The organism is Niallia yueguangensis (assembly GCF_052663115.1).
Window position 1 is genome coordinate 156,711 of sequence record NZ_JBQTCX010000008.1, and the last position, 22,633, is coordinate 179,343.

Below are 22,633 nucleotides of genomic sequence, written 5' to 3' on the forward strand. Positions count from 1 at the left end.
TTAGAAAAGGAGACAAAACAATGAAAAAAATCTTATTTTTCGTACTAATTGGACTTATCTTTGTTTTAGGAGCTTGTGGTAATGACAAAAAAGCTGGCGAAGATAAAAAAGAAATCACGGTTGGCTTTGGTGTCGGCACCTATGAAGAGCAATTCCGTAAAGGGATTATACCTATTTTAGAAGACAAAGGGTATAAAGTAACCGTAAAAACATTCAGTCAAAACATGCAAGTAAATCCGGCGATGAAAGAAGGATCCATTGATGCAAGCATCTTCCAAAGTACTGCTTACATGGAAGGAATCAACAAAGAACTAGCTACTAATATGAGTGGAATTACATTTGTTCCAAGTGCACCTCAAGGATTATACTCGAAAAAACATACATCTCTTGATGAAGTGAAAGATGGATCAACGGTTGCTCTTCCTAATGACCCTGTAAACCAAGAACGTGCTGTCCGCATTTTAGAGGAACTTGGCTGGGTGAAAATAGCAAAAGATGCTGGTACAACTGATTTTAACTTAAAAAGTGTAACTCCAGATAAATATAAAATCGATTTTAAAGTATTAGATCCTGCACAAATTTTAATTTCTCTTCAAGATGTTGATTTTGGAGTGGTAAACGGCAACTATATTGCCAATGCTGGTCAAAAGATTACGGATGCTCTAAAAATAGAAAACACACCTAAGCAACACCGCATCATTGTATCTATCAATGATGCAGACAAAAATACAAAATGGGCAAAAGACTTAAAAGCAGCATATGAATCAGATGCATTTAAATCATACATTAAATCAGAAGGAAAATATGATGGATTTATCTTATTAGATTCTTGGAAATAATCTCAATTTGCAAACAAAATTTCAATTAAAGCATTTTAAGCTGATTCGACATCCCTTGTTTAACAAATTATCGTCTAAACTGAAGCAAAACAAGGGATTGTCGGACAGTATTATACATTAAATAAAAAAGGAATGGTGATGTATGAGTACGATTCATTTTATCGGCGGAGGTCAAATGGCAGAAGCTATTATTCGCGCCTTATTAACCAATAATGTATACATAAACGATCAAATTAGTGTTTTTGATGTAAATGATTCTCGCTGCGAACTTCTTCAAAAAAAATATCAGATTGTCACAACCTCCTCGCCAATAGAAAAACTAGCTTCAGCAGATTTAATTGTCATTGCCGTTCGTCCTCAAGATGATTTAGAAACTATTTGTCAGAACATTAAAGAAGAATCCTCATCAGACGCAGTCATCATTTCTATTGTTGCAGGCGTGACAATTAAGAAACTTACTTCCTACCTTGGCGAAAACCGTTCTATTATCCGCGTGATTCCAAATACATTAACAGATACAGGTTTAGGCTACAGCGGTGTCGCACTAAATAAATATGCAACGAAAGAACAAGCAGCTTCCTTTTTAACTGGATTCGGGAAGGTTGAGTATATTGATGAATCACTGATTGATATTTTTACTGGATACGGGGTTGCAGGACCAAACTATGTCTACTATTTTATTGAATCATTAGCTGATGCGGGAGTTTTAGCTGGTCTGCCAAGAGAACAAGCATGGAAAATTGCATTAGAAAATACAGCAGGTGCTGTTGCAATGCTGCAGAAAACACAATTGCATCCACGACAATTACTAGATATCAACAACTCTCCAGCCGGCGTCGGCATCCATGCATTGTATGAACTGAATAACAGTGATTTTGCAGCAGGTTTACAGCGAAGCGTACTAAAAGCAGTACAAAGAACAACGGAATTAGGAGATGAATAATGATGGCAAAAATACTGTGGGATCATGTTGTCCACTATGTAAACGACTTAGACTATCCAATTGAAATTTTTCAAAAAAATGGCTTGATTGCTTTTAAAGGCGGATCACATAAACAATGGGGAACGTTTAACGCCCTTAGTTATTTTGATTTAACATATATAGAATTTTTAGGAATCGAAGACCGTGAACTAGCCGAAACAATAACAGATCCAAATGATGTGGTAAGAGATTCCATTGCGACTTTACCAGATCATGAAGCCCTTAGTCGTGTTGCTTTACGAACAGATAATATTGAAGCGGTTGCCGCAAACTTAGAAGCTGCTGGACTAAATATTTCGCCAATCATGGCTGGTAAACGTCTAGATAATCAAGGCCAATTAATTGAATGGAAGATGTTAACGATTGCCGGCAGCTTTCAAGGGCTTGTTTATCCATTTGTGATTCAATGGAAAGGAACCGACGACGAGCGCTATCAAAACTTAGTAAACACGAAGGTAATCCAATCACATCCAGCAGGAAAAACATTCATCGCCGAAGCAGTCTTTACTGTAAACAACCCGGTAGAAGCAGCAAAACACTGGCAAAGCTTATTTGGATTATCGCTCAAGTCTACAACCGAAACAATAGCCTCCCTTTCTATAGGAGATAAAACCTTTACCTTTCAAAAAGGTCCTGACAACCAATTTACCGATTTGGTTTTTAAAACCGAAAATAACAGTCTACAAGAAAAAACGCTTATTATTGGCGAGGGAAAATATAAATTTCAAGCATTATAGATAAGAAAAGCGCAGGCGCCGGAGCTAGACACTCATCTAATTTGAAAAATTTTATTCTTTCTATTTTTGAAATAACAGGATGACTCAAAATAAACTCAGTAGTCATCCTGTTAATTTCTGCTGCTTTTCCCTCGAATCATTGCTATTACTAACAAACAAACTGGAATACAGACATATAAAAGAATTTCAAGTACAGGCACTGTTTCTTCAATAAAGGTTGTTAAAATAGCCACATTTGGACTTAACCAAATGGCTATCACAATAATAAAAAATCCAAAGGGAAAAACAAGGGGCTTTTCATTTTTAATCCCTATCCATTGTGCCGTTCCTAGTACGAGTAATTGATAAAACAAGGAAACCTTGATAAATAGACCTAATACCCAAACTACAATAACTACTGACTCAAACCGTTCAAAAAAAGGTGGGATATAAATGTAGCGAAAAGCTGTAAAAACTGGATAATTATACACATTCACATCTTCGCCAAAAACAAATAAACAAACAAAATTAAGAAAAACCATACAAATTAAATTAAAAAGGATCGTTATATATCCCATTTTGTTTCCTTTTTGCTTATCTGTTAAATATGGAAGCAGTATTGCCATAAGAAAAATTTGATTAAACCAAAGGGATGGCTGCAGGGCTCCTTTTAATGGGGCTTTCAATCCATGTTCTAAAACAGGAAACATATTACCTAATTTGAAATCATATATGAGCAGCAGCAGCATTAATAAAGGAATTATATAGATTGGAAAAAATACTTGGGCTGCTCTTGCAATCACTTCTAATCCGGATCGTACAGAAAAGGCACAAAGGATAATCATGCTCCCTACTACTACAACTAATGGGGTTAAGTGCAAAAAAGATATCATAATGAAGTCAGCATATTCTCTTACAATGATGCTTGTCACTAATAATAGATACAGCAAAAGAATAAAACCTATGCATTTAGATAAAAAAGTTCCAACAATATGTTTACTGTACTGAAAAATAGTCTCATCAGGAAACTTTTTATGAAGTCTATATATAATAAAAGTCGTAAATAACCCACTAATACTTGCGAAAAATGGAGAAATCCACATATCGCGCCCTGCAGTTTTAGCAGTAACCGATGGTATAGAAAGAATAGCAGTTGACAATATAGTCATAGTAAGCAAATACATCATTTGAAATGCCGAAATTTTTATTTTTTTATTCATTCTTATAACCTCATTTTTTTAATACTCCTATTAGACTGTAATAATTTTTATAAGCTTTTTGCATCTATTGTTTAATAACACATAATTTAATGAAATAATGCAGTGTTATTTAAGTATTTTACTTAGAGGTTTAAACATAGTATGGACCCATTGAGAAGGACCGGGTAATGTTGGAAAAAACAGCAAAACGATAGCTAGTATTCCACTAGACATTGTTAATACCAAAAATGCCCACTTTTCTTTTTTTTCTGTTTTGTTTATTCGCGGCCATTCATACGCTATCATAATCGCCAGTACACAGATGATCCCTATCACAGACATCCACTTCATTTTTCTACCTCATCTCTTTCTAATCCAGTTGGCAACGTCGTTAATCCAGAACGAAGAACATTTGTACTTACTTTCGTCTTAACTTTTATTTCAGGTAAAAACTCATCCCAGTTCTTTTCTACCTTTCGCCATTCTTTTGGATATTTTTGATGAAAACTATCCGCAAACCCAAGCACATCAACCTGTAAATCTTTTTGTACAGCTTGAAGAGCATCTTCTATTCTCGATTTTGTTACTTTTCCTATTTCTTTTTCTGCTTGTTTCACTATTTTAGGGTTCATCATATCCAAGTTTGTTCCATTTTGAGATACTGCACATGTAATAGTTACATTGATATTCATTTTCCATTCGCTCTTTTTAATAATAGGATCTAATTTTGTACCCACATTAACGACTCGAGCAGACACATAGTTTTGACCTTTTAAAGGAACGGTGATACTGTTTATTTTTGACTCATTGCGAATCAATAAAACTCCTCTCATTTCATTATTATTTAGCAGTCCGACCATTTTATCTTTTTTGAATACGGCTGCATCATAAGTGGCAATAAGATTTTCTTTACCCTTTTCCCCAGATTTTATCTGTTTCATATATGGAAGGACGACGGATTTCGCATCGCTTGTAAGCAATTCCTGTACATCTTTTACTGACTTTTTTACGACAATTTTCTTTTCAATCATTTTGCGCATGCCTTCACCAACGTATAATTCTATATAAGGCTGCTTTTCTAAAAATTTTTTCGCATTGTCTTCTGCTATATAGACATATGCTCGTTCCCTAGGCTGTGGATGTCGTAAAATAAAGTCAAGCTCTTTCCTAATCCCGTTTTCTTTTACCAAACTTTCTCCAAAGATAAACATTTTGCAATGTCCCCAAAAAATGTTTCTTGGCAATTTCATCTCTAAATTAGAGGTAGCATCGGCTATATTCTTCCCTTTATCTGATCGTACGACAACAACCTTGCCACCACCTAATTGAATTCCTGCTTGACTGCCAACACCTTTTGGCACTAATATTTGCACAGTAACCTCAACTTCGTTTTCGTCTGTTTTATCAATAGCAGTACCAAGTACCACTGCCATATCAAATACTTCTCTTCTGTCCCAGCAGCCTGTTAGAATAAAACAATTAGCGATAATAAACAGCAGCATAATCGTTTTTATCAGTTTATTAAGTACATGAATATTCATTTAAGTGATCCTTTCCTATCACGTTGCATTTCCGTTGTTACTTCCTTTGTGGTCCTGGCTTTTGTCCGCCATTCTGGCGATATTTATTATAATGTCCTGTTAAATGAGGACGTGTATTCATTTTCCACCATGGAGCCCGAATAAAAGAGTCTTTTAATTCTTTTCCTTTTAATGGCGCAATTGGCGTAAGATAAGGAACACCGAATGAGCGTAAAGCACATAAATGGATAATAATTGCAATAATACCTAGCATAATGCCGAGCAATCCTAATGTGCTAGCAAGGATCATCATAGGAAAACGAAGCAACCGCAATGATATTCCTTGTGAATAATAGGGAATCATAAACGATGCAATACCTGTTAGGGCAACTACAATTACCATTGGAGCAGATACTAATCCAGCTTGAACGGCAGCTTGACCAATAACAAGGGCGCCAACAATACTAACGGCAGACCCTATTTGTTTTGGCAAGCGAACCCCTGCTTCTCTTAATGCTTCAAATGTTATCTCCATAAGAAACGCTTCGATAAATGCCGGAAATGGCACAGACTCTCTCGCTGCTGCAATGCTTATTAATAAATTGGTTGGAATCATTTCCTGATGATACGTAACAACTGCAATATAAAGTGATGGAAGCAACAAAGATATCATCATAAAGGTAAACCTCAATATCCTGATAACGGAGCTAATAAAAAAGCGCTGATAGTAATCCTCTGACGATTGCAATAAACTGAAAAAACTAATTGGAGCAATTAGTACAAAAGGAGTTCCATCAACCAAAATTGCTACTCTTCCTTCTAACAGATGCGCGGCGACTACATCAGGACGTTCTGTGTTAAGAATTTGTGGAAACGGTGAATAAGAATTATCCTCAATTAATTCCTCTATATATCCACTCTCTAGTACACTATCTATTTCAATCTGATTCAGCCTGCTTTTCACTTCTTCTAAAAGCCCTTCTTCCGCAATTCCTTTTATATAAGCAATCGCAATATTTGTACTTGTGTATTTCCCTATTGTCATGGATTCTGTTTTTAACAATGGACTTTTTACTTTACGACGAATAAGTGAAAGGTTTACCCCCAAAGACTCGATAAACCCCTCTCTTGGACCTCTTACCAAACTTTCACTTTGAGGTTCTTCGATGGAGCGCTGTTCCCAGCGTGTTAAACCTAATGAATAGCCTTTATTTAGTGTATGAATTAATAAAACCGGATTTCCTATCAAAATATTTTCCACACAAGCTTTTATTGTTTTTATTTCTTTCTTTTTCGCAACCTGCAATGTATCTTCAATGCTATCCTCTAAAGTTTCTTGTTGTTCTGCTATTTTTGTTAATAAGGGAGTTAAAACATGTTGTTCCAATAATTCTGTATTCACTAATCCCTCTATATAAATGACAATCGCTTTTATATCGTTGGCCAAAACAAACGAATGAAACACAATATCAAAACTCGTTTCAAATATCGACTGCAGCTCCTTTACATTCTCATCTAGGTTCATAGAAAGAATCTCGATATTCTTTATTTCATTAGGAATTTTAACCTGCCTATTTTTTGGAGATTTACGAAACAATCCAATCATCTCCTTTCCAGTTTTTTATAAGTTATGGATAGTTTTTGCAATTACTAGTTAGTCTTATGCACTGATTTTGGCTATTTGTTAAAAATTTAGGAAACGAAAGTGAAGCCGATTCTTTTCTATAACAAAAAAATCCCTCATGTAAAACAGTTAATGCTAACAACTGCTTTACATGAGGGATTTCCTTATATTCATTTTTTCTATTTTATTCTTTTTGGAGTTCCAGTACCGTTTCTAATAAAACGTTAACCCCTTTTTCACAATCTTCCCATGTTGTTAATTCTTCTTCACAATGACTTTTGCCATTTATGCTAGGCACAAAAATCATCGCACTTGGGAATAAACTTGCGATAAACTGAGCGTCATGTCCTGCCCCACTAGCCATTTTTTTATAGGAGTAGCCTAATGATGATACGGATTTCTCCATTATATTTAGGATATGTTCATCGAACCAAACAGTAGTGCGATCCCATAACTTTTCTGTTTTTAACGTACAGCCTTCCAGCTCAGAAAACGCGGCAAGGTTTAGAATGATGTCCTCTACTTGCTTCATAACCTCTGGGTCTTTATGTCTTGCTTCAATTGTAAAAACAACTTTATTTGGAATAACCGTATGAATATTTGGGGTTATGTTCATTCTTCCCATTGTATATACTAACTCTTGATCAAGAGCACCAAGCTTTTTGCGTAATTCGGCAATGACATTGTTTGCAGCAAAGAGAGCATCTTTTCTCATGTCCATTGGAGTTGTACCTGCATGATCAGACTCACCAGTAATTTCGATTTCATAACAAACCATTCCGACCACGCATTCTACAATTCCTATCGCCAAAGATTCTCGTTCAAGAATCGGTCCTTGTTCTATATGCATTTCCAAAAAGGCGGTTGCTTCTTTTAATCGAGATGCTTCCTCCCCTGCATATCCACTGCTTTTTAATGCTTCTTCAAAGGTGATTCCTTCGACATCCTTTTTTTCGAGCATTGTTTTCTTATCAAATTTACTAGAGAGAACCCCTGATGCCATCATAGAAGGTTCAAATCTGGCTCCTTCTTCGTTAGTAAAATTAACAACCGTTATCGGAAAGGGAAGAGTCAGTTTATTTTCCACGATGGTTCGAACGACCTCTAAGCCAGCAGCAACACCTAATACCCCGTCAAATCTTCCCCCTTTTTTTACCGTATCAAGATGAGAACCCATGACAATCGGAGATTTATCTTCCTTGCCTGCCAATGTAGCATACATATTTCCCATATCATCTACTTTGACGGACATCCCTAATTCTTCGCAGCAAGCACGAAAAAATCCCCGGACATTCACATCTTCTTCCGATAATGACAGTCGTGTGACTCCATTATTTTTAGTACGTCCAAAATCAGCAAACTTCTCGAGTGACTCTTTTAATCTCTCTCCATTAATTAACAGTTTTTGTCCCTCCATATAGAACTCTCCCTTCGAAGCAGCTTTTTTCTATCATTACATTTCAAGGAGTGTACCTCCGTCCCCTTTTCTCACAAGTGGTGACCCCTTCTTGTTTGATTAATTTTGCAGAAAAATATTTCCTTGCATTTGCTGTGCCTAGATACAACGTTTCTATTCTGCTTTCTTCCTCAGCTACCTTATTGTTTTCAAATTCTACGACTGTACCATTTAAATTTTCTACAACACTTTTAATTCGGTAGCCTTGTTGGAGCAAAAAGTCTATTTGATCACGCTCTTGCAAGAACTGCTGATATTCTGACATGCTGCCTCTCCCTTCCCGGACTTTTTGAACAACCTTGACAAAGAAGTTTCTATTATATCGTTAATGTTTTGCTTTCCTTTGGCTCTTGAGTTTCACCGTATTTTGCCCGTTTAATAAATTGTCCAGCGCCCGGTTTCCCTACAAATTGTTTATCTCGAATGACAAACTCTCCTCTAGATAAGACAGACACAGGCTCACCCGTAATTTGCATGCCTTCAAACGGATTATAGTCTACGGCCATATGATGTGATTCTGCAGAAATCGTTCGTTCGATTTCCGGATCGAAAATAACAAGATCTGCGTCTGCTCCAATGGCAATCGTTCCTTTTTTCGGGTAAAGTCCGAATAGTTTCGCGGCCCTCGTAGACATAATATCTACAAACTGATTAAGCGAAATTCTTCCTTTTTTCACACCTTCAGAAAATAAAATACTTACCCTATCCTCGATAATGGGACCACCATTCGGAATTTTCGAGAAGTCTCCTTTTCCTAATTCCTTTTGCCCTTTAAAGTCAAAAGAACATTGATCCGATCCTAATGTTTGCAGTTGCCCTGTTTTTAAGGAATTCCACAGCACTTCCTGATTCCATTTTTCGCGTAATGGAGGAGACCATACATACTTCGCTCCTTCAAAATCAGGTTTCTCTAAATAAGTTTGGTCTAATACTAAATATTGCGGACATGTTTCTCCCCATATATCGATGCCATTGCTTCTTGCTTCTTCGATTTTTTTGGCAGCTGCAGAACAAGATACATGCACGACATAAAGCTGAGATTTTGCTAACCCTGTTAAAACAGCTGCTCTTCCTGTTGCTTCCCCTTCCACTTCAGCAGGTCTTGTTAAAGCATGGTAAATCGGATCTGTCTTTCCTTCTTTTAGTGCCTTCTTCACTAAATAATCAATTACATCTCCATTTTCTGCATGTACCATTACAAGTGCCCCTAACTCCTTGGCAGCAACTAAAGTGCGGAAAAGTGTTTCATCATCTGCTTGAAAATGATTTTTATACGCCATAAATACTTTTAAAGATGTTATTCCTTCTTCTTCAATGATGTCTGGCAGCTCATTTAGCACCTCTTCATTTGCTTCTACAATCTGCAAGTGAAAGCTATAATCAATGACCGCCTTTTGTTTCGATTTGCTGTGCCAAGTTTCGATTGCGCTTTTTAATGGTTTCCCTTTAGAAGTTAAACAAAAATCAATAATGGTCGTTGTTCCGCCAAAAGCAGCTGCCTTCGTACCTGTTTCAAAATCATCTTTCGTCACTGTACCGCCAAATGGCATATCTAAATGGGTATGTGGATCAATTCCGCCTGGGAATACGTAACAACCTTTTGCATTAATCATTTCCGCATCTACCGCATGCAAATCTTCGCCAATTTGTGTAATAATTCCATTTTCAATGCATATATCCGCACAATACGTATCAGCTGCGGTTACAATTATTCCATTTTTTATGATCTTTTTCATATAAATCCTCTCCATCCCATCTAAAATAGACATTCAGTTTCTTCTAGTTATTCGGTGGATTATTTTTCATTATTTCTTGTTTCTTTCTTAAGATACGAGTTTACTTATTCACCATACTCTACGTTTTTGTAAAAGCACCGAGCGCTGCTTGCCGTTCATTCCAAGTCATCGGCGGAAGCTCATTCGGAATATGAATCATATCAATGGCTCCATCTACAGGACAAACAATCGAACATAAATTACAGCCGACACAATCTTCTTCTCTTACTTGTAAATAACTGTTTCCATCAGAATCTTTTAACATATCAATACATTGGTGGGACGTATCTTCACAGGCAATATGGCATTTATTGCAATTGATGCATACATCGTTATTAATTTTTGCCACGATTTGATAATTTAGATCAAGGTCTCCCCAGTCTGAATAATTCGGAACAGACTTTCCAACTAAATCCATAACAGAAGAAAGTCCTTTTTCATCCAAATAATTGCTTAACCCCTCGATCATATCTTCTACGATGCGGAAGCCATGGTGCATTGCCGCCGTACAAACTTGCACCCCTGTTGCCCCCATTAATAAAAATTCAACCGCATCCCGCCATGAAGAGATTCCTCCAATTCCCGATATCGGCACATTAATTCGTGGATTCCTCGCACACTCACCAACCATATGTAAGGCAATTGGTTTTACCGCTGGCCCACAATATCCACCATGCGCCCCTTTTCCTGCTACATGAGGAATGGTTTGCCATGTATCAATATCAACGCCAGCCAAGCTGTTGATTGTATTAATCATGCTGACTGCATCTGCACCGCCATTTACGGCCGCTTCTGCTGTTGCTGTAATGTCTGTTATATTAGGTGTCAGTTTGACAATAACGGGGGTCTTTGCCACTTCCTTTACCCAATAAGTCTGCTTTTCTACTAATTCTGGCACTTGCCCAGAAGCAGATCCCATCCCTCTTTCCGCCATGCCATGTGGACAGCCAAAGTTCAACTCCAGCCCATCAACGCCAACATCCTCGACTTTTTTCACAATTTCATGCCATTTCTCCTGCTTTGGTTCGACCATTAAGGAAGCAATAATTGCATGATCAGGAAATCGTTTTTTCGTTTCGTAAATTTCTTTTAAATTCACATCCAATGGACGATCTGTAATTAATTCGATATTGTTAAAGCCGGCTACTTTTTGACCATTAAAACTAACAGCTGCAAATCTCGAAGAAACATTCAATATTGGGTCACCTAATGTTTTCCATACCGCTCCTCCCCAGCCTGCCTCAAAGGCACGCTGCACTTGATAACCTGTGTTGGTTGGAGGAGCAGATGCCAGCCAAAAAGGGTTGGGTGATTTTATACCTGCTAAATTAATGCGTAAATCTGCCATAAATCAGCCTCCTAATTTTGAGTTATTATCCCGTATTAACGGGCAGTAATCTCCCGACTGAATCAGGTTTCATTTTATGCGGTTTCTACCCTTGCAGCAAAAAACACTTGGTGAATAGCATATGCACTTTCTTTTCCTTGTTGTGCAGCGGATACAACCATCGCTTCGCCTTGCCCATTTCCGAAAATAACGTCCCCACATGCAAATACTTTGTTATTGGATGTCTGATAAGTGTCCGGATTAATCTTGACTATCCCTTTGTCATGTTCCAGATGAAATTGCTCGAGAAGCTCTGCATAGCGGGATTGACCGATCGCTTTTATAACATGGTCTACCTCAAGCATAAATTCAGACCCTTCTATCGGAACCGGCCGGCTGCGTCCATCCTCTCCGCGTTCACTTAGTACCATTTTGATGCATTCTATTCCCTTAACTTGACCGTTTTCATCACCAATAATCTGTTTCGGTGCAGTCAGCCACCTAAATTCTACGCCATCTTGTTTTGCGAATTCATATTCAAAATCATAAGCCGTCATTTCTTCTATACTCCGTCTATATAAAATTTTCACATTTTCTGCCCCAAGGCGGACCGAGCAAGTTGCTGCATCAATCGCTGTATTTCCGGCACCAATTACAGCTACTTTTTTCCCGACTAATTCATCTGTAATTGGGTTTGTTTTTGTTTCTTTTACAAATTGAATGGCATCGTAAACCCCTTCTAAATCTTCCCCATCTATTCCTAAATCAGGAACATGGGACATGCCAATTGCCAGCAAGATAGAATCATAGTTTCTCAAAATCTCCTCGACAGAGATATCCTTGCCTACTCTTGTATTAGTACGAATGTCGACATTTAGTTTCATTACTTGCTCTACTTCCCAATAAGAAATCTCCTTTGGCAATCGAAAAGAAACAATGCCATACGTATTTAATCCTCCTGCCTTTTCTTCTGCTTCAAATATCGTCACTTCATAACCTAAACGTCCAAGTTCTCTTGCAGCTGATAATCCAGCCGGACCCCCTCCAACAATTGCAACCTTTTTGCCATTGCTTTTATTCGCCTCAAAGAAAGTCTGATCATTTTGGATCGCCCAATCTGTTGCATAACGCTGCAGATTGCCAATCATAATTGGTTTAGTAGAGTGATTGAGTACACATGCCCCTTCACATAATTCTTCCGTAGGACATACTCGTGCACAGCTCGCCCCCATCGGATTGGAATCCATAATCGTTTTGGCAGATCCTTTCATGTTGCCTGAAGCAATTTTTTTAATAAAAGATGGAATATTAATACTAGTTGGACAAGCTGTAATGCAAGGAGCATCGTAACAATAAAGACATCGATTCGCTTCTTCCAATGCTTCCTGATTCGTTAATCCACGCTCTACTTCCTCGAAATTTTTAGCTAAATTCTCTTTTACTATCTGTGAAAAGTTTGTTGAACGCATAAAAAACCTCCTTCTATTTTTAGATAACAAGCAAGTTTTCCTGTAAATTCAAAATAGAATGAATGCATTTTGCTATTTTATGAGTTTGATAATTTGCTTATGAGGTTAAATTTTTTTAGATGTTTAAAATGTTTACCATATATATTGCGGTTATCTATGCCTGGCTTGATAACAATAATTAAACAAAAATTAAGAAGTAGTATGTTTTGTAATGTAAAAATGAGGTGCGTAAAAGTAAACACGATAAAGAAGGACAAAAATGCAAGAAAACAATCACATTTTGTATGTTAGATGAAATTTTTAAAAAGGCTGTTTTCGTATAGAATATTGCTTTTAAACTCGCAGCCTGAATACACTTCGCTTTCCGTGGGCGAGCGTCGAGCCTCCTCGTCGCATACGCTCCTGTGGGGTCTCGTCTTTCTCGCATTCCCACAGGAGTCTACGTGTATTCAATCTGCTAAGTACTTCTTCTCCCATTTTTTTGCGTAAGAAACAACAAACTTTGAGAAAACAGCCTAAAAAAATAATAAGTCTATTATATATGGAAATTTCTAGTTAGTAAACAAATAATTTTATTTTTCTGATTATTCTAATAATGTTTTTTTCTAGATACCCTAATTAAAAGGAGGGCAAATAAACTTGAATGATTTGCCCTAAATAATATATTGGTTTTCCGCAAGTACTTTTCTCAGCACAGAAATAATAAACTTTAAATCATCGCCGGTGCAGGATAAAGGTGGACTTAATGTTAATACATTTGCAAAACCATCTACCGTGTCTCCATTTTTACCGATAATTAACCCTTCATCTTTACATGCCTGTACGATTGTCCCCATAAAATCCGCAGGAACAGGTTTTTTTGTTGCTTTATCCTCGACTAATTCAATTCCAATGATCATGCCTAACCCGCGGACATCGCCAACATTCGGATGGCTTGCTGCTAGCGGTGTTAATTCTTTTAATAAATATGCTCCGCTGGAAGCAGCTCGTTCTACTAAATTTTCACGTTCTAATATGTCGAGATTTTTTAAAGCAACGGCGCAGGCAGAAGGATTCCCACCGAAAGTGTTAATATGGCGGAAATGCAAATTCTCTTCATTCCCTTTAAATTTTTCGAAAATTTCTTTTTTGACAGCAGTAACAGATAATGGAAGATAGGCACTCGTTAACCCTTTTGCCATCGTAATAATATCTGGCTTCACATTAAAATGCTGATGACCAAATTTTTTCCCTGTCCGGCCAAATCCGCATATCACTTCGTCAATAATTAATAAAATTCCATACTTATTGCATATCTCTTGTACTTTCTGTAAATAAACAGGATCGGGGATTAATACGCCTCCTCCAGTAATCAGCGGTTCCATAATTACACCGGCAATTGTTTCTTTTTGTTCCCAAATAATTTTCTGCTCTAGTTCCTCTGCACGCATTATACTTAACTCTTCACTTGTGAGATTTGTTGGACACCGATATGGATCTGGCGGTGCTATATGGAGAAACCCGCTTGCAAGCGGTTCGTATTTATATTTTCGAAGTGCCTGTCCGGTTGCCGATAAAGCTCCCATGGAATTGCCATGGTAGGCACGATGTCGAGAAATAAACTTATAACGGTTTGGTTCACCGTTTTGCTGATGGTATTGACGGATTATTTTAAAAGCCACTTCATTTGCGTCTGATCCGCTGTTGGAATAAAAAATCATATACTCGCCTTCTAGCCAGTCATTAATTTTTTCAGCAAGTTCAATGGCAGGAACATGACTTTGCGTCATTGGCATATAGCATAATTCTTTCATTTGTTCATAAGCAGCTTTTGCCAACTCTTCTCTTCCATACCCTACATTTACACACCATAAACCAGACATAGCGTCTAAATACCGGTTGCCATCATAATCCGTCAACCAGGCTCCTTCTCCTTTGACAGCGATCATCGCTGGCTTTTCTTCTACGAACGGAGATATATGATGCCAAATGTTTTTTTGATCTTTTTCTACTAATGATAACGTCTTAACATCATCCAATTCATACCATCTCCTTCCAATAGTGAAAATACGCCTTTATTGACGTATGAATATATACTAGGATACTATTTAATTTACAGATAATTTAAATAATTTTCATTTTACATAGTGTAAAATGTTTAAGCGGACGGATTTACATTTAGGAGGATGTCTAGATGAAAGAGCTTGAATTAACTGTTTCAGATGTGTTAAAAAGAAAGACGTTTGACAAAGCCAAATTATTGGCTGGAAAAAATGGATTAAAGAGAAAGATAAAGTGGTCTCATATTTTAGAAGTAAAGGATATGGAGAGATTTGTTAATGGCGGAGAACTTATTTTAACAACAGGCATCAACCTCCAATTGGATGCACAAATTCAGCTAGAATATGTTTCAAAATTGATAGATCTTGACACCGCATGCCTTTGTATAGAAATGGGATCTTGTATTACAAGCATTCCAAAAAATGTACTTGAATTGGCGGACGAAAGAAATTATCCGATTATTATTTTTGAAGAGACGGTTAAATTTGTAGAAATTACACAAGATCTTCATACAGTCATCATCAATCAGCATCATCAGCGGATAACTGATCTTGACCGCTTATCCAATCATTTTAATAAGCTTTCCCTACAACCGAACGGCATGTTGAAAATCTTACAAGAACTACATCACTATTTTCAACACCCTGCATTCTTTTTATGTCATGATAGTGAGTCATATTATTATCCATCCAATCAAAAGCAGACGGAATGCATCATTCATTCCTATTTACAAGAAGAAAACTTTAATATAGGAGATAAACGATTTGTTTCTTTACAGCACCACTCCTTTGTTACAGTGCCTGTACGAGTATTTGAGCAAATATGGGGATATATTTTTCTTGAAATAAACGAATTTTTCTATAATGATTTTTATTTGCTTGTTTTAGATCGAGCAGCGATAGCGATCTCCCAAATTTTACTTCGCTATCGGACAATGGAGGAAAGAAAACAGAATGTGGAAGAAGAATTTATTCGAACGCTGCTGTCTGATAAGTCCATTAACAATAACCAAATTCGTTCTCTATTCCCGATACACTATCCGCAAACAGGTTACCGAATCATCTGCTGGGCGATAGACAGCATCGCGGATTTAAATCGTTCACTCTGGAATGAGTCAAAAGTACAAATATCGATGATGCTTCGTTCCTTATTTCAACAAAAAGGCTTTCATCCAATTATTTCTGTGAGACCACATGAAATTATCGCAATTGTGTTTACACCACCTATTTTCACTACAGAAACAGAACAAAATAAATGGGAGCAGCTTGCTAATACCTTTTTATTCATCGACTCTGCCTATTTCCCTGCTCACCCTTATTTCGGGATAAGTTCGATTTCAAGGGATATTTCATCTGTAAAAAAAGGATATGAGGAAGCACTGAGTGTACTATCCTTAAAGAAAAACAACTTAATAAAGAATCATTTTTTTGAAGAAATCGGTATTTACCGCTTGCTGCTCCCTCTTCAAAAATCTGGAGAGTTAAAGAATTATATTGACAATTACCTTGGAAAACTCCTTGCTTACGATGCAAAAAATGACAGTCAATTACTTAAAACGCTTGCTGTTTATTTGGAGTGCAGCGGTTCAAAAAAAGAGTCTGCCGATCGACTATTTATTGTCCGTCAAACACTTTATCACCGAATCGAAAAAATAGAATCCTTATTAGGAAAAGATTTTATGAATCCTGCTAATCGTTTAGCGATTGAAACAGCTATTCAAGCCTACTATTTGGAGAACGGGAGCGAACAAAGATTACTCGAAAAGGCAGATTTCTAACTTAAGAAAGGTGGCGTGAGCAGAGCTACTCCATCTCTAATAAGGGTAAACACTTACTACTAAGCACCATTATTCGTCGCTTTCCTCTATTGAAAGCAGGCGCAGCTCCGAACCCTTTTTCTGTGGAAAAAGGTCGGAGCTGCGCATTTTGAAACAATATCTGTATAACAATGGTGCTCATTGTTTTTGTTCTTCTTGTAAGCAGAAAGTTTAGGCTTCTCTCATACCAGCTTCATTGTATGGCGTGTTCAAAATATTTTATTGAAATTAAACTAGAAGCTATTTATATAAACTTTTTCGACTATTAGCTTTTCTCAAAATTTGGTTTGATTCCTTCAAATACATAGTTTATCAAGTTTCTTACAAAAATTTCGTCAAGTACTTCTCCAGTTATCAATAATCTATAGAATACAGGTCCCCAAATTAAATCAATACTTAGATCTATATTCAGGTCTTTTCTTAATTCTCCTCTTGAAATTCCACGTTCTAAAATTTGTGTTGAAATATTTCGGCGAGGCTTAAAATACGCTTTACGATATATATCAGCTAAGTTTGGATCATATTGTCCTTCCGCTATTATTTCAGCAATTACATTTCCCTTTCTACTCATTAAAAATTCTACAAAATTATTAACTTGAATGAACATATCATCAATAGTTGACCCTGTATTAGGTATTGGAAGCTTTTCACTAGTGGCATTTAAGAAACTATCTATAACAACGGCAGCTTTATTTGGCCACCATTTATAAATAGTAGCTTTGCTAACTCCAGCTTTTTCAGCAATCTTTTCAACAGTTATTGCTTTAAAGCCATTTTCAATTAATAGATCATATGAAGCAGTAAGAATATCTGTTTTTGTTTTTTCACTGCGAGGACGCCCTAATTTTTTATCCATTATTAATAACCTCTCTTATATAATGATAAATCAATTTTAAAACTATACGTATAGTATATATTAAAAAATAAAAAAACACACTTTACAATACTGAACGTTCAGTTTATTATATATTTATAAACTGAACGTTCAGTATTTATCTATTTGTAAAGAAGCCTGAAAGAGAAGAGGAAAACATTGACTAATTTTATTCTTTAAAAGGAGTGAAGTATAATGGAAAGCTTAAATAATGAGTTTGTGGAAAATAAACCTGTACTAAATAATGTATTGATTTTGGCTATGGCTATAGCTTGTGGACTTACTGTTGCAAATTTATATTATATACAGCCCTTGCTGTCAGATATTGCTAAGACATTCAATGTCAGTGAAATTAGTGTAGGTTCTGCAGCAATGCTTACACAAATAGGTTATGCCGTTGGAATGATATTTATATTGCCCCTTGGAGACATAAGAGAAAGAAGAAATTTAATAACTGTAGTGTTTTTATTTTCAATACTCTCGCTTACAAGTATGTTTTTTTCTCAAAATATATGGATGCTGATGATTTCTTCTTTTGCAGTTGGATTTACTTCCATTATTCCTCAGCTTCTTATCCCTTTGGCTGCTCAGTTATCAGATCCAAAGGAGAGAGGTCGAATAATTGGCACAGTTATGAGTGGTTTATTAATTGGTATATTAGTATCACGTTCATTTAGCGGTATTTTGGGTGAATACTTAGGATGGAGAATAGTATATATTATTGCCGCAATGATGATGATCATTCTTATGATAGCTTTAAGAAAATTAATACCAGTAAGTAAACCTGTTTCTAACCTTCAATATATGGAGTTATTAAAATCAATGATACAATTAATAAAAACCGAATCAGTTTTAAGAGAAGCTTCTATTAATGGAGCCCTGATGTTTGCAGCTTTCAGTGCATTTTGGACATCACTTATATTTTTACTTGAAAGCTCTCATTACAACATGGGTTCTCAGGCAGCAGGCTTATTTGGATTAATTGGAATCAGCGGTGCTTTGGCTGCCCCATTGGTTGGAAGAATGGCCGACAAGAAAGGCTCTAGATTTGTTATAGGAATAAGTGTAATTGTTGTAATCATTTCTTATCTATTCTTCCTTCTGTTTGGATTTACAGTATTGGGATTGATTGTAGGAATTACCTTGCTTGACTTAGGAGTTCAATCCAGCAATATTTCCAACCAAACCAGAGTACATTCTTTAAATGAAGAAATGCGCAACAGAATTAATACTATATATATGGTAAGCTTTTTTCTAGGAGGAGCATTAGGTTCTTTTCTAGGATCTTATAGTTACGCACACTTTGGATGGTATGGAGTTTGTAGTTTTGGAATAGCAACGCAAATTCTAGCAGTTATTGTCCATAAAACTGCAAAATAATTTTTATACATTTAAATTTTATTAGAAGGAAAGATTGCCATAACATTTTAGAGCGTGACTTTCATACTTCTAAACTAGACGAGATGTGGATATTAAGAAAGAATTAAGGCAATATGAAAGGGCATGAGTTCAATACCAAACTCATGCCCAAATAGCTTCCTAAAACCCGTTTCTAACTTTTGGGTTCAGTTCAGATTGAAGTGTCTTTCTTCCATACATACGTTACGTACATTGAAAAGATCGGATGCGATTTGTGTCTGTGCCGTAGTAAACCCATCTGAAATTACGCCAGCGGTAGCCTGCAACAGATGTTCTTCCAACAAAAGTCGGATAGAACCAAAAACTGCGTCCATTATTTAACCAAACATAAGTAAATCGATACAAACACCTTCTCATCGAACCAGGGTCCACAGCGAATAAACCGGCAGATTGTTGAAGCTGCGGGGTATAAGAAGGTGGAGGTGTAGTTGGTGCTTCTGAACCCCCGCCGCCTCCTGGAAACCCTGGCTGCGATGGCTGCCCTCCTCCAAATGGCGGAAAAAAATCACCTAAACCAGGAATAGTAGGAAACTGGCCTTGCGGTGGAAATGGCGGTGGTCCCCCAGGCTGCTGACGATATGCATTTATATCATATGGATAATATGGTGGATAATACATAAGTTAATCTCCCTTCGGATTATTCTGTTTTAACTTATGCATTTTGCCTAATTTGGTGAGGAAAAAATAAAATATACTACCATTTATATAAATTTTATACTGCTTCTTTTGCAGCAAGCCTATATACAAAATAACCAATCACTGTTCCGATCGTATTTAAAATAATATCATCTATATCTGTAAATCTGTTCGTAATCAATAATTGGGTGATTTCAATACAAGTGGAAAAAAGTGCGCCAACAAGTGCTGCACGGAAAACAGAATCAATGCGGGCAAATCTCCAAGGGAGGATAAAACCAAATGGAACAAATAAAAAAATATTGCCTCCTACATTAATAAAAAACGTACGCAATGACTGCTCTGTTAAAAATCCATTCATCATTTCAAAGGGAATCAAGTTTACTCCGCCTACGCCAACACCAATTCCTAATGAAGGATGTGGAAGCATCGTTAAATACAATATATAAATAATAGATAGAAAAAATAATAAATTTAATAGATTACGATGAATAAGCAACACCACCAACTCTTCCTATTTTATTTATAATAAAATGTATGTAGGAAATCACTCCATAAATTATTCCATAGATACAAACAACAATCACACTTTTCTCATAATTTGGTAAGTATACAGGAAAATTTAGCAGCAAACAAGTTAAATGCTAAATTGGGTTTGAGTCAAGCATTTGTAAGCAGTTTTTTTATCCCAAAAAAAGGAAAGCGAATTCATTATTTTTGAGTTCTCTCTTGGTACATATTTTTCATTTTTTAAAGGCTTTGTTAATTTTAATGTTGATTTTAAAAGAAGGTCCACAGCAGGAATACACTTCGCTTTCCACGGGCGAATGCCAAGCCTCCTCGTCGCTTCGCTCCTGCGGGGTCTTGCCTATTTCGCTTTTCCCGTAGGAGTCTTCGTGTATTCCTGCTGCTCTGTGCTTCAACTATAGACAGAAACGACAATATTGTTTTACAGAAATTAGAATAGCAATTCCAAAAATTATTGCACCAATTTTCCGAGTACTCACTTATTATCCTCTCCTTCATTTAAAAATAAATTATCCACCTTAACGCCTAAATTTTTTGCAATATTAAAAGCTAATTGTAAGCTTGGATCATATTTATTGTTTTCAATGGCATTAATAGTTTGTCTACTTACATTACATAAATCTGCCAACTTTCCTTGAGAAATGTTTTTCTTTTCTCGGTATTCTTTAATACGATTTTGCACCTGAATACCACCTTTACTATAGAATGAATGTAAAACATTTTTTACACCTTGATTATAAAATAAGACGAAAGAGGTGTCAAATATTCTTTACACCTCTTTCGTCATTAAAATGTTAAAAACAAGGTATGACCAGAACTTTTCCGATCATACCTTTCCATTAGATTTTCACCATTTGTTTAGCTGCAACATCATGAACAGCAGGTCTTCCAATCGAACGATAGTAAATTCCTGCTTTTTCAGCAGCAGCTAAGCTGTAACAGTTTCTTCCATCATATATATAAGGTGTCTTCATTTTTTCTTTAAATTGCTTAAGAGGAGCTTCTTTAATTGCATCCCATTCAGTAAAAATGAAGCAAATGTCCGCATTTTCAATCGCCTGCTCAATCGTTGATTCGTACTTAACTTCTGTCGGAAAAATTTTCTTGAAATTGTTTTCACCGACAGGATCATATACATGCACATTTGCTCCTTCATTTAATAATAATCGTACATTCGGAATAGACGGAGCTTCACGAAGATCATCTGTGCCTGGTTTAAATGTTACACCTAATACAGCCACTTTTAACCCGGTAAAGGATGCGAATTCCTTCCTTGCTTTTTTCACTAATTTAAATTTCTGCTTCTCATTTACTTCAATTGCCGCTTTTACGGTACGCAATACATACCCTTCTTCTTCTGACAGCCAATGCAATGCTTTCGTATCTTTCGGAAAACAAGAACCGCCATAGCCAATGCCGGCCTGCAAAAATTTATTGCCGATGCGGCTGTCATAGCTCATTCCATTTGTAACATCTTCAATATTAGCGCCAACGACTTCACATAAATTAGCAATATCATTCACAAACGAAATTTTTAAAGCTAAAAAGTCATTAGCTGCGTATTTTACCATCTCTGCACTGCGACGGCTCATCGTTAATACCGGCTGTTGGAACGGCTGATACATTTCAGTTAATAACTGCTTTGCCTGCTCACTTTCTACGCCGATTACAATACGAGAAGCATGCAATGTATCTTGTACAGCTGTTCCTTGCGCAAGAAATTCCGGATTAGAAGCAACTTCTATATTTACACTTTTTGCTGCATATTTTTGCATATAAGCTTCGATTTTATCATTTGTTCCAATTGGCACCGTTGATTTAATCACAACGAGGCAATCTTTGTCAAGCGATTCGGCAATTTGCTTTGCCACCGTATAAAGAAAAGTCAAATTGGCAGAACCATCTTCATTTTCAGGTGTACCTACCCCAATAATAATGACATCTGCACTTTTATACGCTTTTTTATAATCTGTCGTAAAAAAAAGTTTATGTGCATGCGCATTTTTACTTATTAATTCATCAAGCTGTGGTTCATAAATAGGAGAAATATGTTTATTTAATAGCTCTATTTTTTCTTCAATAGGATCTACACATGTAACAGTATGGCCCATTTCAGCCAAGCAAACACCTGTTACTAAACCAACATAACCAGTTCCGGCTACTGTAATCTTCATCATAGAAAATCTCCTTTTTCTGTACTTTCGGATAGATTTCTATTCATTGTACCAAACACTTATTAAGTTGTTTTATTGTTTTTGTAAATATCGGTAAACAATATGTAAAAATAAAAGCGGATAGATTTCCTATTAGAAAAACCAGAATAATAGACCTATTCGTTTACTAGGTATTTTGCATTGTTTTTTGAAACAATCCAATTATTTGGAGAAAATGAAGCACTACTTAAGATAGAAGA

At 36.4% G+C, this 22,633-nt stretch carries 20 protein-coding genes; 5 read left to right on the forward strand and 15 right to left on the reverse strand.

From position 1 onward, the window contains the following. Positions 1-20: 20 nt before the first annotated feature. From ACTYA4_RS09785 to ACTYA4_RS09795, 3 genes are all read left to right on the forward strand, one after another. On the forward strand, positions 21-839 hold the full coding sequence (locus ACTYA4_RS09785; protein ID WP_443481910.1) for a MetQ/NlpA family ABC transporter substrate-binding protein: 819 nt from the start codon (positions 21-23) through the stop codon (positions 837-839). Positions 840-981: 142 nt separating this feature from the next. Continuing rightward, entirely contained in the window at positions 982-1,782 is an 801-nt protein-coding gene (proC, locus tag ACTYA4_RS09790) for a pyrroline-5-carboxylate reductase (protein WP_443481911.1), read from the forward strand. After that, entirely contained in the window at positions 1,782-2,558 is a 777-nt protein-coding gene (locus tag ACTYA4_RS09795) for a VOC family protein (RefSeq protein WP_443481912.1), read from the forward strand. Before proC ends, ACTYA4_RS09795 begins: the two co-directional genes overlap by 1 nt. Positions 2,559-2,668: 110 nt before the next feature. Here the strand turns inward: ACTYA4_RS09795 and ACTYA4_RS09800 are convergent, their stop codons facing one another. The 10 genes from ACTYA4_RS09800 to ACTYA4_RS09845 all read right to left on the reverse strand — a co-directional run bounded on the left by ACTYA4_RS09800 (position 2,669) and on the right by ACTYA4_RS09845 (position 14,925). Next, complete coding sequence (locus ACTYA4_RS09800; protein ID WP_443481913.1) at positions 2,669-3,757, reverse strand: GerAB/ArcD/ProY family transporter; 1,089 nt, start codon at positions 3,755-3,757, stop codon at positions 2,669-2,671. Between the two features lie 105 nt (positions 3,758-3,862). Continuing rightward, positions 3,863-4,087: a hypothetical protein gene (locus tag ACTYA4_RS09805; protein WP_443481914.1), complete on the reverse strand. Its 225-nt coding sequence runs from the start codon at positions 4,085-4,087 to the stop codon at positions 3,863-3,865. Further along, a complete protein-coding gene (locus tag ACTYA4_RS09810; protein WP_443481915.1) occupies positions 4,084-5,277 on the reverse strand; it encodes a Ger(x)C family spore germination protein in 1,194 nt (397 codons plus the stop codon). The genes ACTYA4_RS09805 and ACTYA4_RS09810 overlap by 4 nt, the downstream gene beginning before the upstream one ends. A 37-nt stretch (positions 5,278-5,314) precedes the next feature. After that, positions 5,315-6,862, reverse strand: coding sequence for a spore germination protein (locus ACTYA4_RS09815; protein WP_443481916.1), 1,548 nt, complete (start codon positions 6,860-6,862; stop codon positions 5,315-5,317). A gap of 202 nt (positions 6,863-7,064) precedes the next feature. After that, a complete protein-coding gene (locus ACTYA4_RS09820; RefSeq protein ID WP_443481917.1) occupies positions 7,065-8,297 on the reverse strand; it encodes a Zn-dependent hydrolase in 1,233 nt (410 codons plus the stop codon). A gap of 43 nt (positions 8,298-8,340) precedes the next feature. After that, entirely contained in the window at positions 8,341-8,601 is a 261-nt protein-coding gene (locus ACTYA4_RS09825; RefSeq protein ID WP_443481918.1) for a hypothetical protein, read from the reverse strand. 52 nt (positions 8,602-8,653) lie between these two features. Further along, positions 8,654-10,072, reverse strand: a complete 1,419-nt coding sequence (gene hydA / locus ACTYA4_RS09830) for a dihydropyrimidinase (RefSeq protein WP_443481919.1) — start codon at positions 10,070-10,072, stop codon at positions 8,654-8,656. Between the two features lie 118 nt (positions 10,073-10,190). Beyond that, positions 10,191-11,459: an NAD-dependent dihydropyrimidine dehydrogenase subunit PreA gene (preA, locus tag ACTYA4_RS09835; protein ID WP_445505620.1), complete on the reverse strand. Its 1,269-nt coding sequence runs from the start codon at positions 11,457-11,459 to the stop codon at positions 10,191-10,193. Positions 11,460-11,533: 74 nt separating this feature from the next. After that, positions 11,534-12,907 carry an NAD(P)-dependent oxidoreductase gene (locus ACTYA4_RS09840; protein ID WP_443481921.1) on the reverse strand — a complete coding sequence of 458 codons (1,374 nt, stop codon included), beginning with the start codon at positions 12,905-12,907 and terminating at the stop codon, positions 11,534-11,536. A gap of 653 nt (positions 12,908-13,560) precedes the next feature. After that, a complete protein-coding gene (locus ACTYA4_RS09845; RefSeq protein ID WP_443481922.1) occupies positions 13,561-14,925 on the reverse strand; it encodes an aspartate aminotransferase family protein in 1,365 nt (454 codons plus the stop codon). 155 nt (positions 14,926-15,080) lie between these two features. Here ACTYA4_RS09845 and ACTYA4_RS09850 point away from each other — a divergent pair, with 155 nt between their 5' ends. Beyond that, positions 15,081-16,724, forward strand: a complete 1,644-nt coding sequence (locus tag ACTYA4_RS09850) for a PucR family transcriptional regulator (RefSeq protein ID WP_443481923.1) — start codon at positions 15,081-15,083, stop codon at positions 16,722-16,724. 304 nt (positions 16,725-17,028) lie between these two features. Here the strand turns inward: ACTYA4_RS09850 and ACTYA4_RS09855 are convergent, their stop codons facing one another. Continuing rightward, the gene (locus tag ACTYA4_RS09855) at positions 17,029-17,619 is read right to left on the reverse strand and encodes a TetR/AcrR family transcriptional regulator (protein ID WP_443481924.1); all 591 of its coding nucleotides are present in this window, start codon (positions 17,617-17,619) and stop codon (positions 17,029-17,031) included. 213 nt (positions 17,620-17,832) lie between these two features. Here ACTYA4_RS09855 and ACTYA4_RS09860 point away from each other — a divergent pair, with 213 nt between their 5' ends. After that, positions 17,833-19,017 carry an MFS transporter gene (locus tag ACTYA4_RS09860; RefSeq protein ID WP_443481925.1) on the forward strand — a complete coding sequence of 395 codons (1,185 nt, stop codon included), beginning with the start codon at positions 17,833-17,835 and terminating at the stop codon, positions 19,015-19,017. 222 nt (positions 19,018-19,239) lie between these two features. Here the strand turns inward: ACTYA4_RS09860 and ACTYA4_RS09865 are convergent, their stop codons facing one another. The 4 genes from ACTYA4_RS09865 to ACTYA4_RS09880 form a co-directional block, all read right to left on the reverse strand. After that, positions 19,240-19,674: a hypothetical protein gene (locus ACTYA4_RS09865; protein ID WP_443481926.1), complete on the reverse strand. Its 435-nt coding sequence runs from the start codon at positions 19,672-19,674 to the stop codon at positions 19,240-19,242. A gap of 94 nt (positions 19,675-19,768) precedes the next feature. Continuing rightward, a complete protein-coding gene (locus ACTYA4_RS09870) occupies positions 19,769-20,194 on the reverse strand; it encodes a VanZ family protein (protein ID WP_443481927.1) in 426 nt (141 codons plus the stop codon). 501 nt (positions 20,195-20,695) lie between these two features. Continuing rightward, positions 20,696-20,986, reverse strand: coding sequence for a helix-turn-helix transcriptional regulator (locus tag ACTYA4_RS09875; RefSeq protein ID WP_443482011.1), 291 nt, complete (start codon positions 20,984-20,986; stop codon positions 20,696-20,698). Between the two features lie 73 nt (positions 20,987-21,059). Further along, positions 21,060-22,397, reverse strand: a complete 1,338-nt coding sequence (locus ACTYA4_RS09880; RefSeq protein WP_443481928.1) for a UDP-glucose dehydrogenase family protein — start codon at positions 22,395-22,397, stop codon at positions 21,060-21,062. Between the last annotated feature and the right edge of the window lie 236 nt (positions 22,398-22,633).

Coding starts and splice junctions, on each gene's coding strand:
- hydA (WP_443481919.1), bottom strand. CDS start 10,072: ATGAAAAAGATCATAAAAAATGGAATAATTGTAACCGCAGCTGATACG.
- ACTYA4_RS09815 (WP_443481916.1), bottom strand. CDS start 6,862: ATGATTGGATTGTTTCGTAAATCTCCAAAAAATAGGCAGGTTAAAATT.
- ACTYA4_RS09800 (WP_443481913.1), bottom strand. CDS start 3,757: ATGAATAAAAAAATAAAAATTTCGGCATTTCAAATGATGTATTTGCTT.
- ACTYA4_RS09840 (WP_443481921.1), bottom strand. CDS start 12,907: ATGCGTTCAACAAACTTTTCACAGATAGTAAAAGAGAATTTAGCTAAA.
- ACTYA4_RS09860 (WP_443481925.1), top strand. CDS start 17,833: ATGGAAAGCTTAAATAATGAGTTTGTGGAAAATAAACCTGTACTAAAT.
- ACTYA4_RS09805 (WP_443481914.1), bottom strand. CDS start 4,087: ATGAAGTGGATGTCTGTGATAGGGATCATCTGTGTACTGGCGATTATG.
- preA (WP_445505620.1), bottom strand. CDS start 11,459: ATGGCAGATTTACGCATTAATTTAGCAGGTATAAAATCACCCAACCCT.
- ACTYA4_RS09880 (WP_443481928.1), bottom strand. CDS start 22,397: ATGATGAAGATTACAGTAGCCGGAACTGGTTATGTTGGTTTAGTAACA.
- proC (WP_443481911.1), top strand. CDS start 982: ATGAGTACGATTCATTTTATCGGCGGAGGTCAAATGGCAGAAGCTATT.
- ACTYA4_RS09810 (WP_443481915.1), bottom strand. CDS start 5,277: ATGAATATTCATGTACTTAATAAACTGATAAAAACGATTATGCTGCTG.
- ACTYA4_RS09820 (WP_443481917.1), bottom strand. CDS start 8,297: ATGGAGGGACAAAAACTGTTAATTAATGGAGAGAGATTAAAAGAGTCA.
- ACTYA4_RS09850 (WP_443481923.1), top strand. CDS start 15,081: ATGAAAGAGCTTGAATTAACTGTTTCAGATGTGTTAAAAAGAAAGACG.
- ACTYA4_RS09795 (WP_443481912.1), top strand. CDS start 1,782: ATGATGGCAAAAATACTGTGGGATCATGTTGTCCACTATGTAAACGAC.
- ACTYA4_RS09825 (WP_443481918.1), bottom strand. CDS start 8,601: ATGTCAGAATATCAGCAGTTCTTGCAAGAGCGTGATCAAATAGACTTT.
- ACTYA4_RS09785 (WP_443481910.1), top strand. CDS start 21: ATGAAAAAAATCTTATTTTTCGTACTAATTGGACTTATCTTTGTTTTA.
- ACTYA4_RS09855 (WP_443481924.1), bottom strand. CDS start 17,619: ATGGATAAAAAATTAGGGCGTCCTCGCAGTGAAAAAACAAAAACAGAT.
- ACTYA4_RS09865 (WP_443481926.1), bottom strand. CDS start 19,674: ATGTATTATCCACCATATTATCCATATGATATAAATGCATATCGTCAG.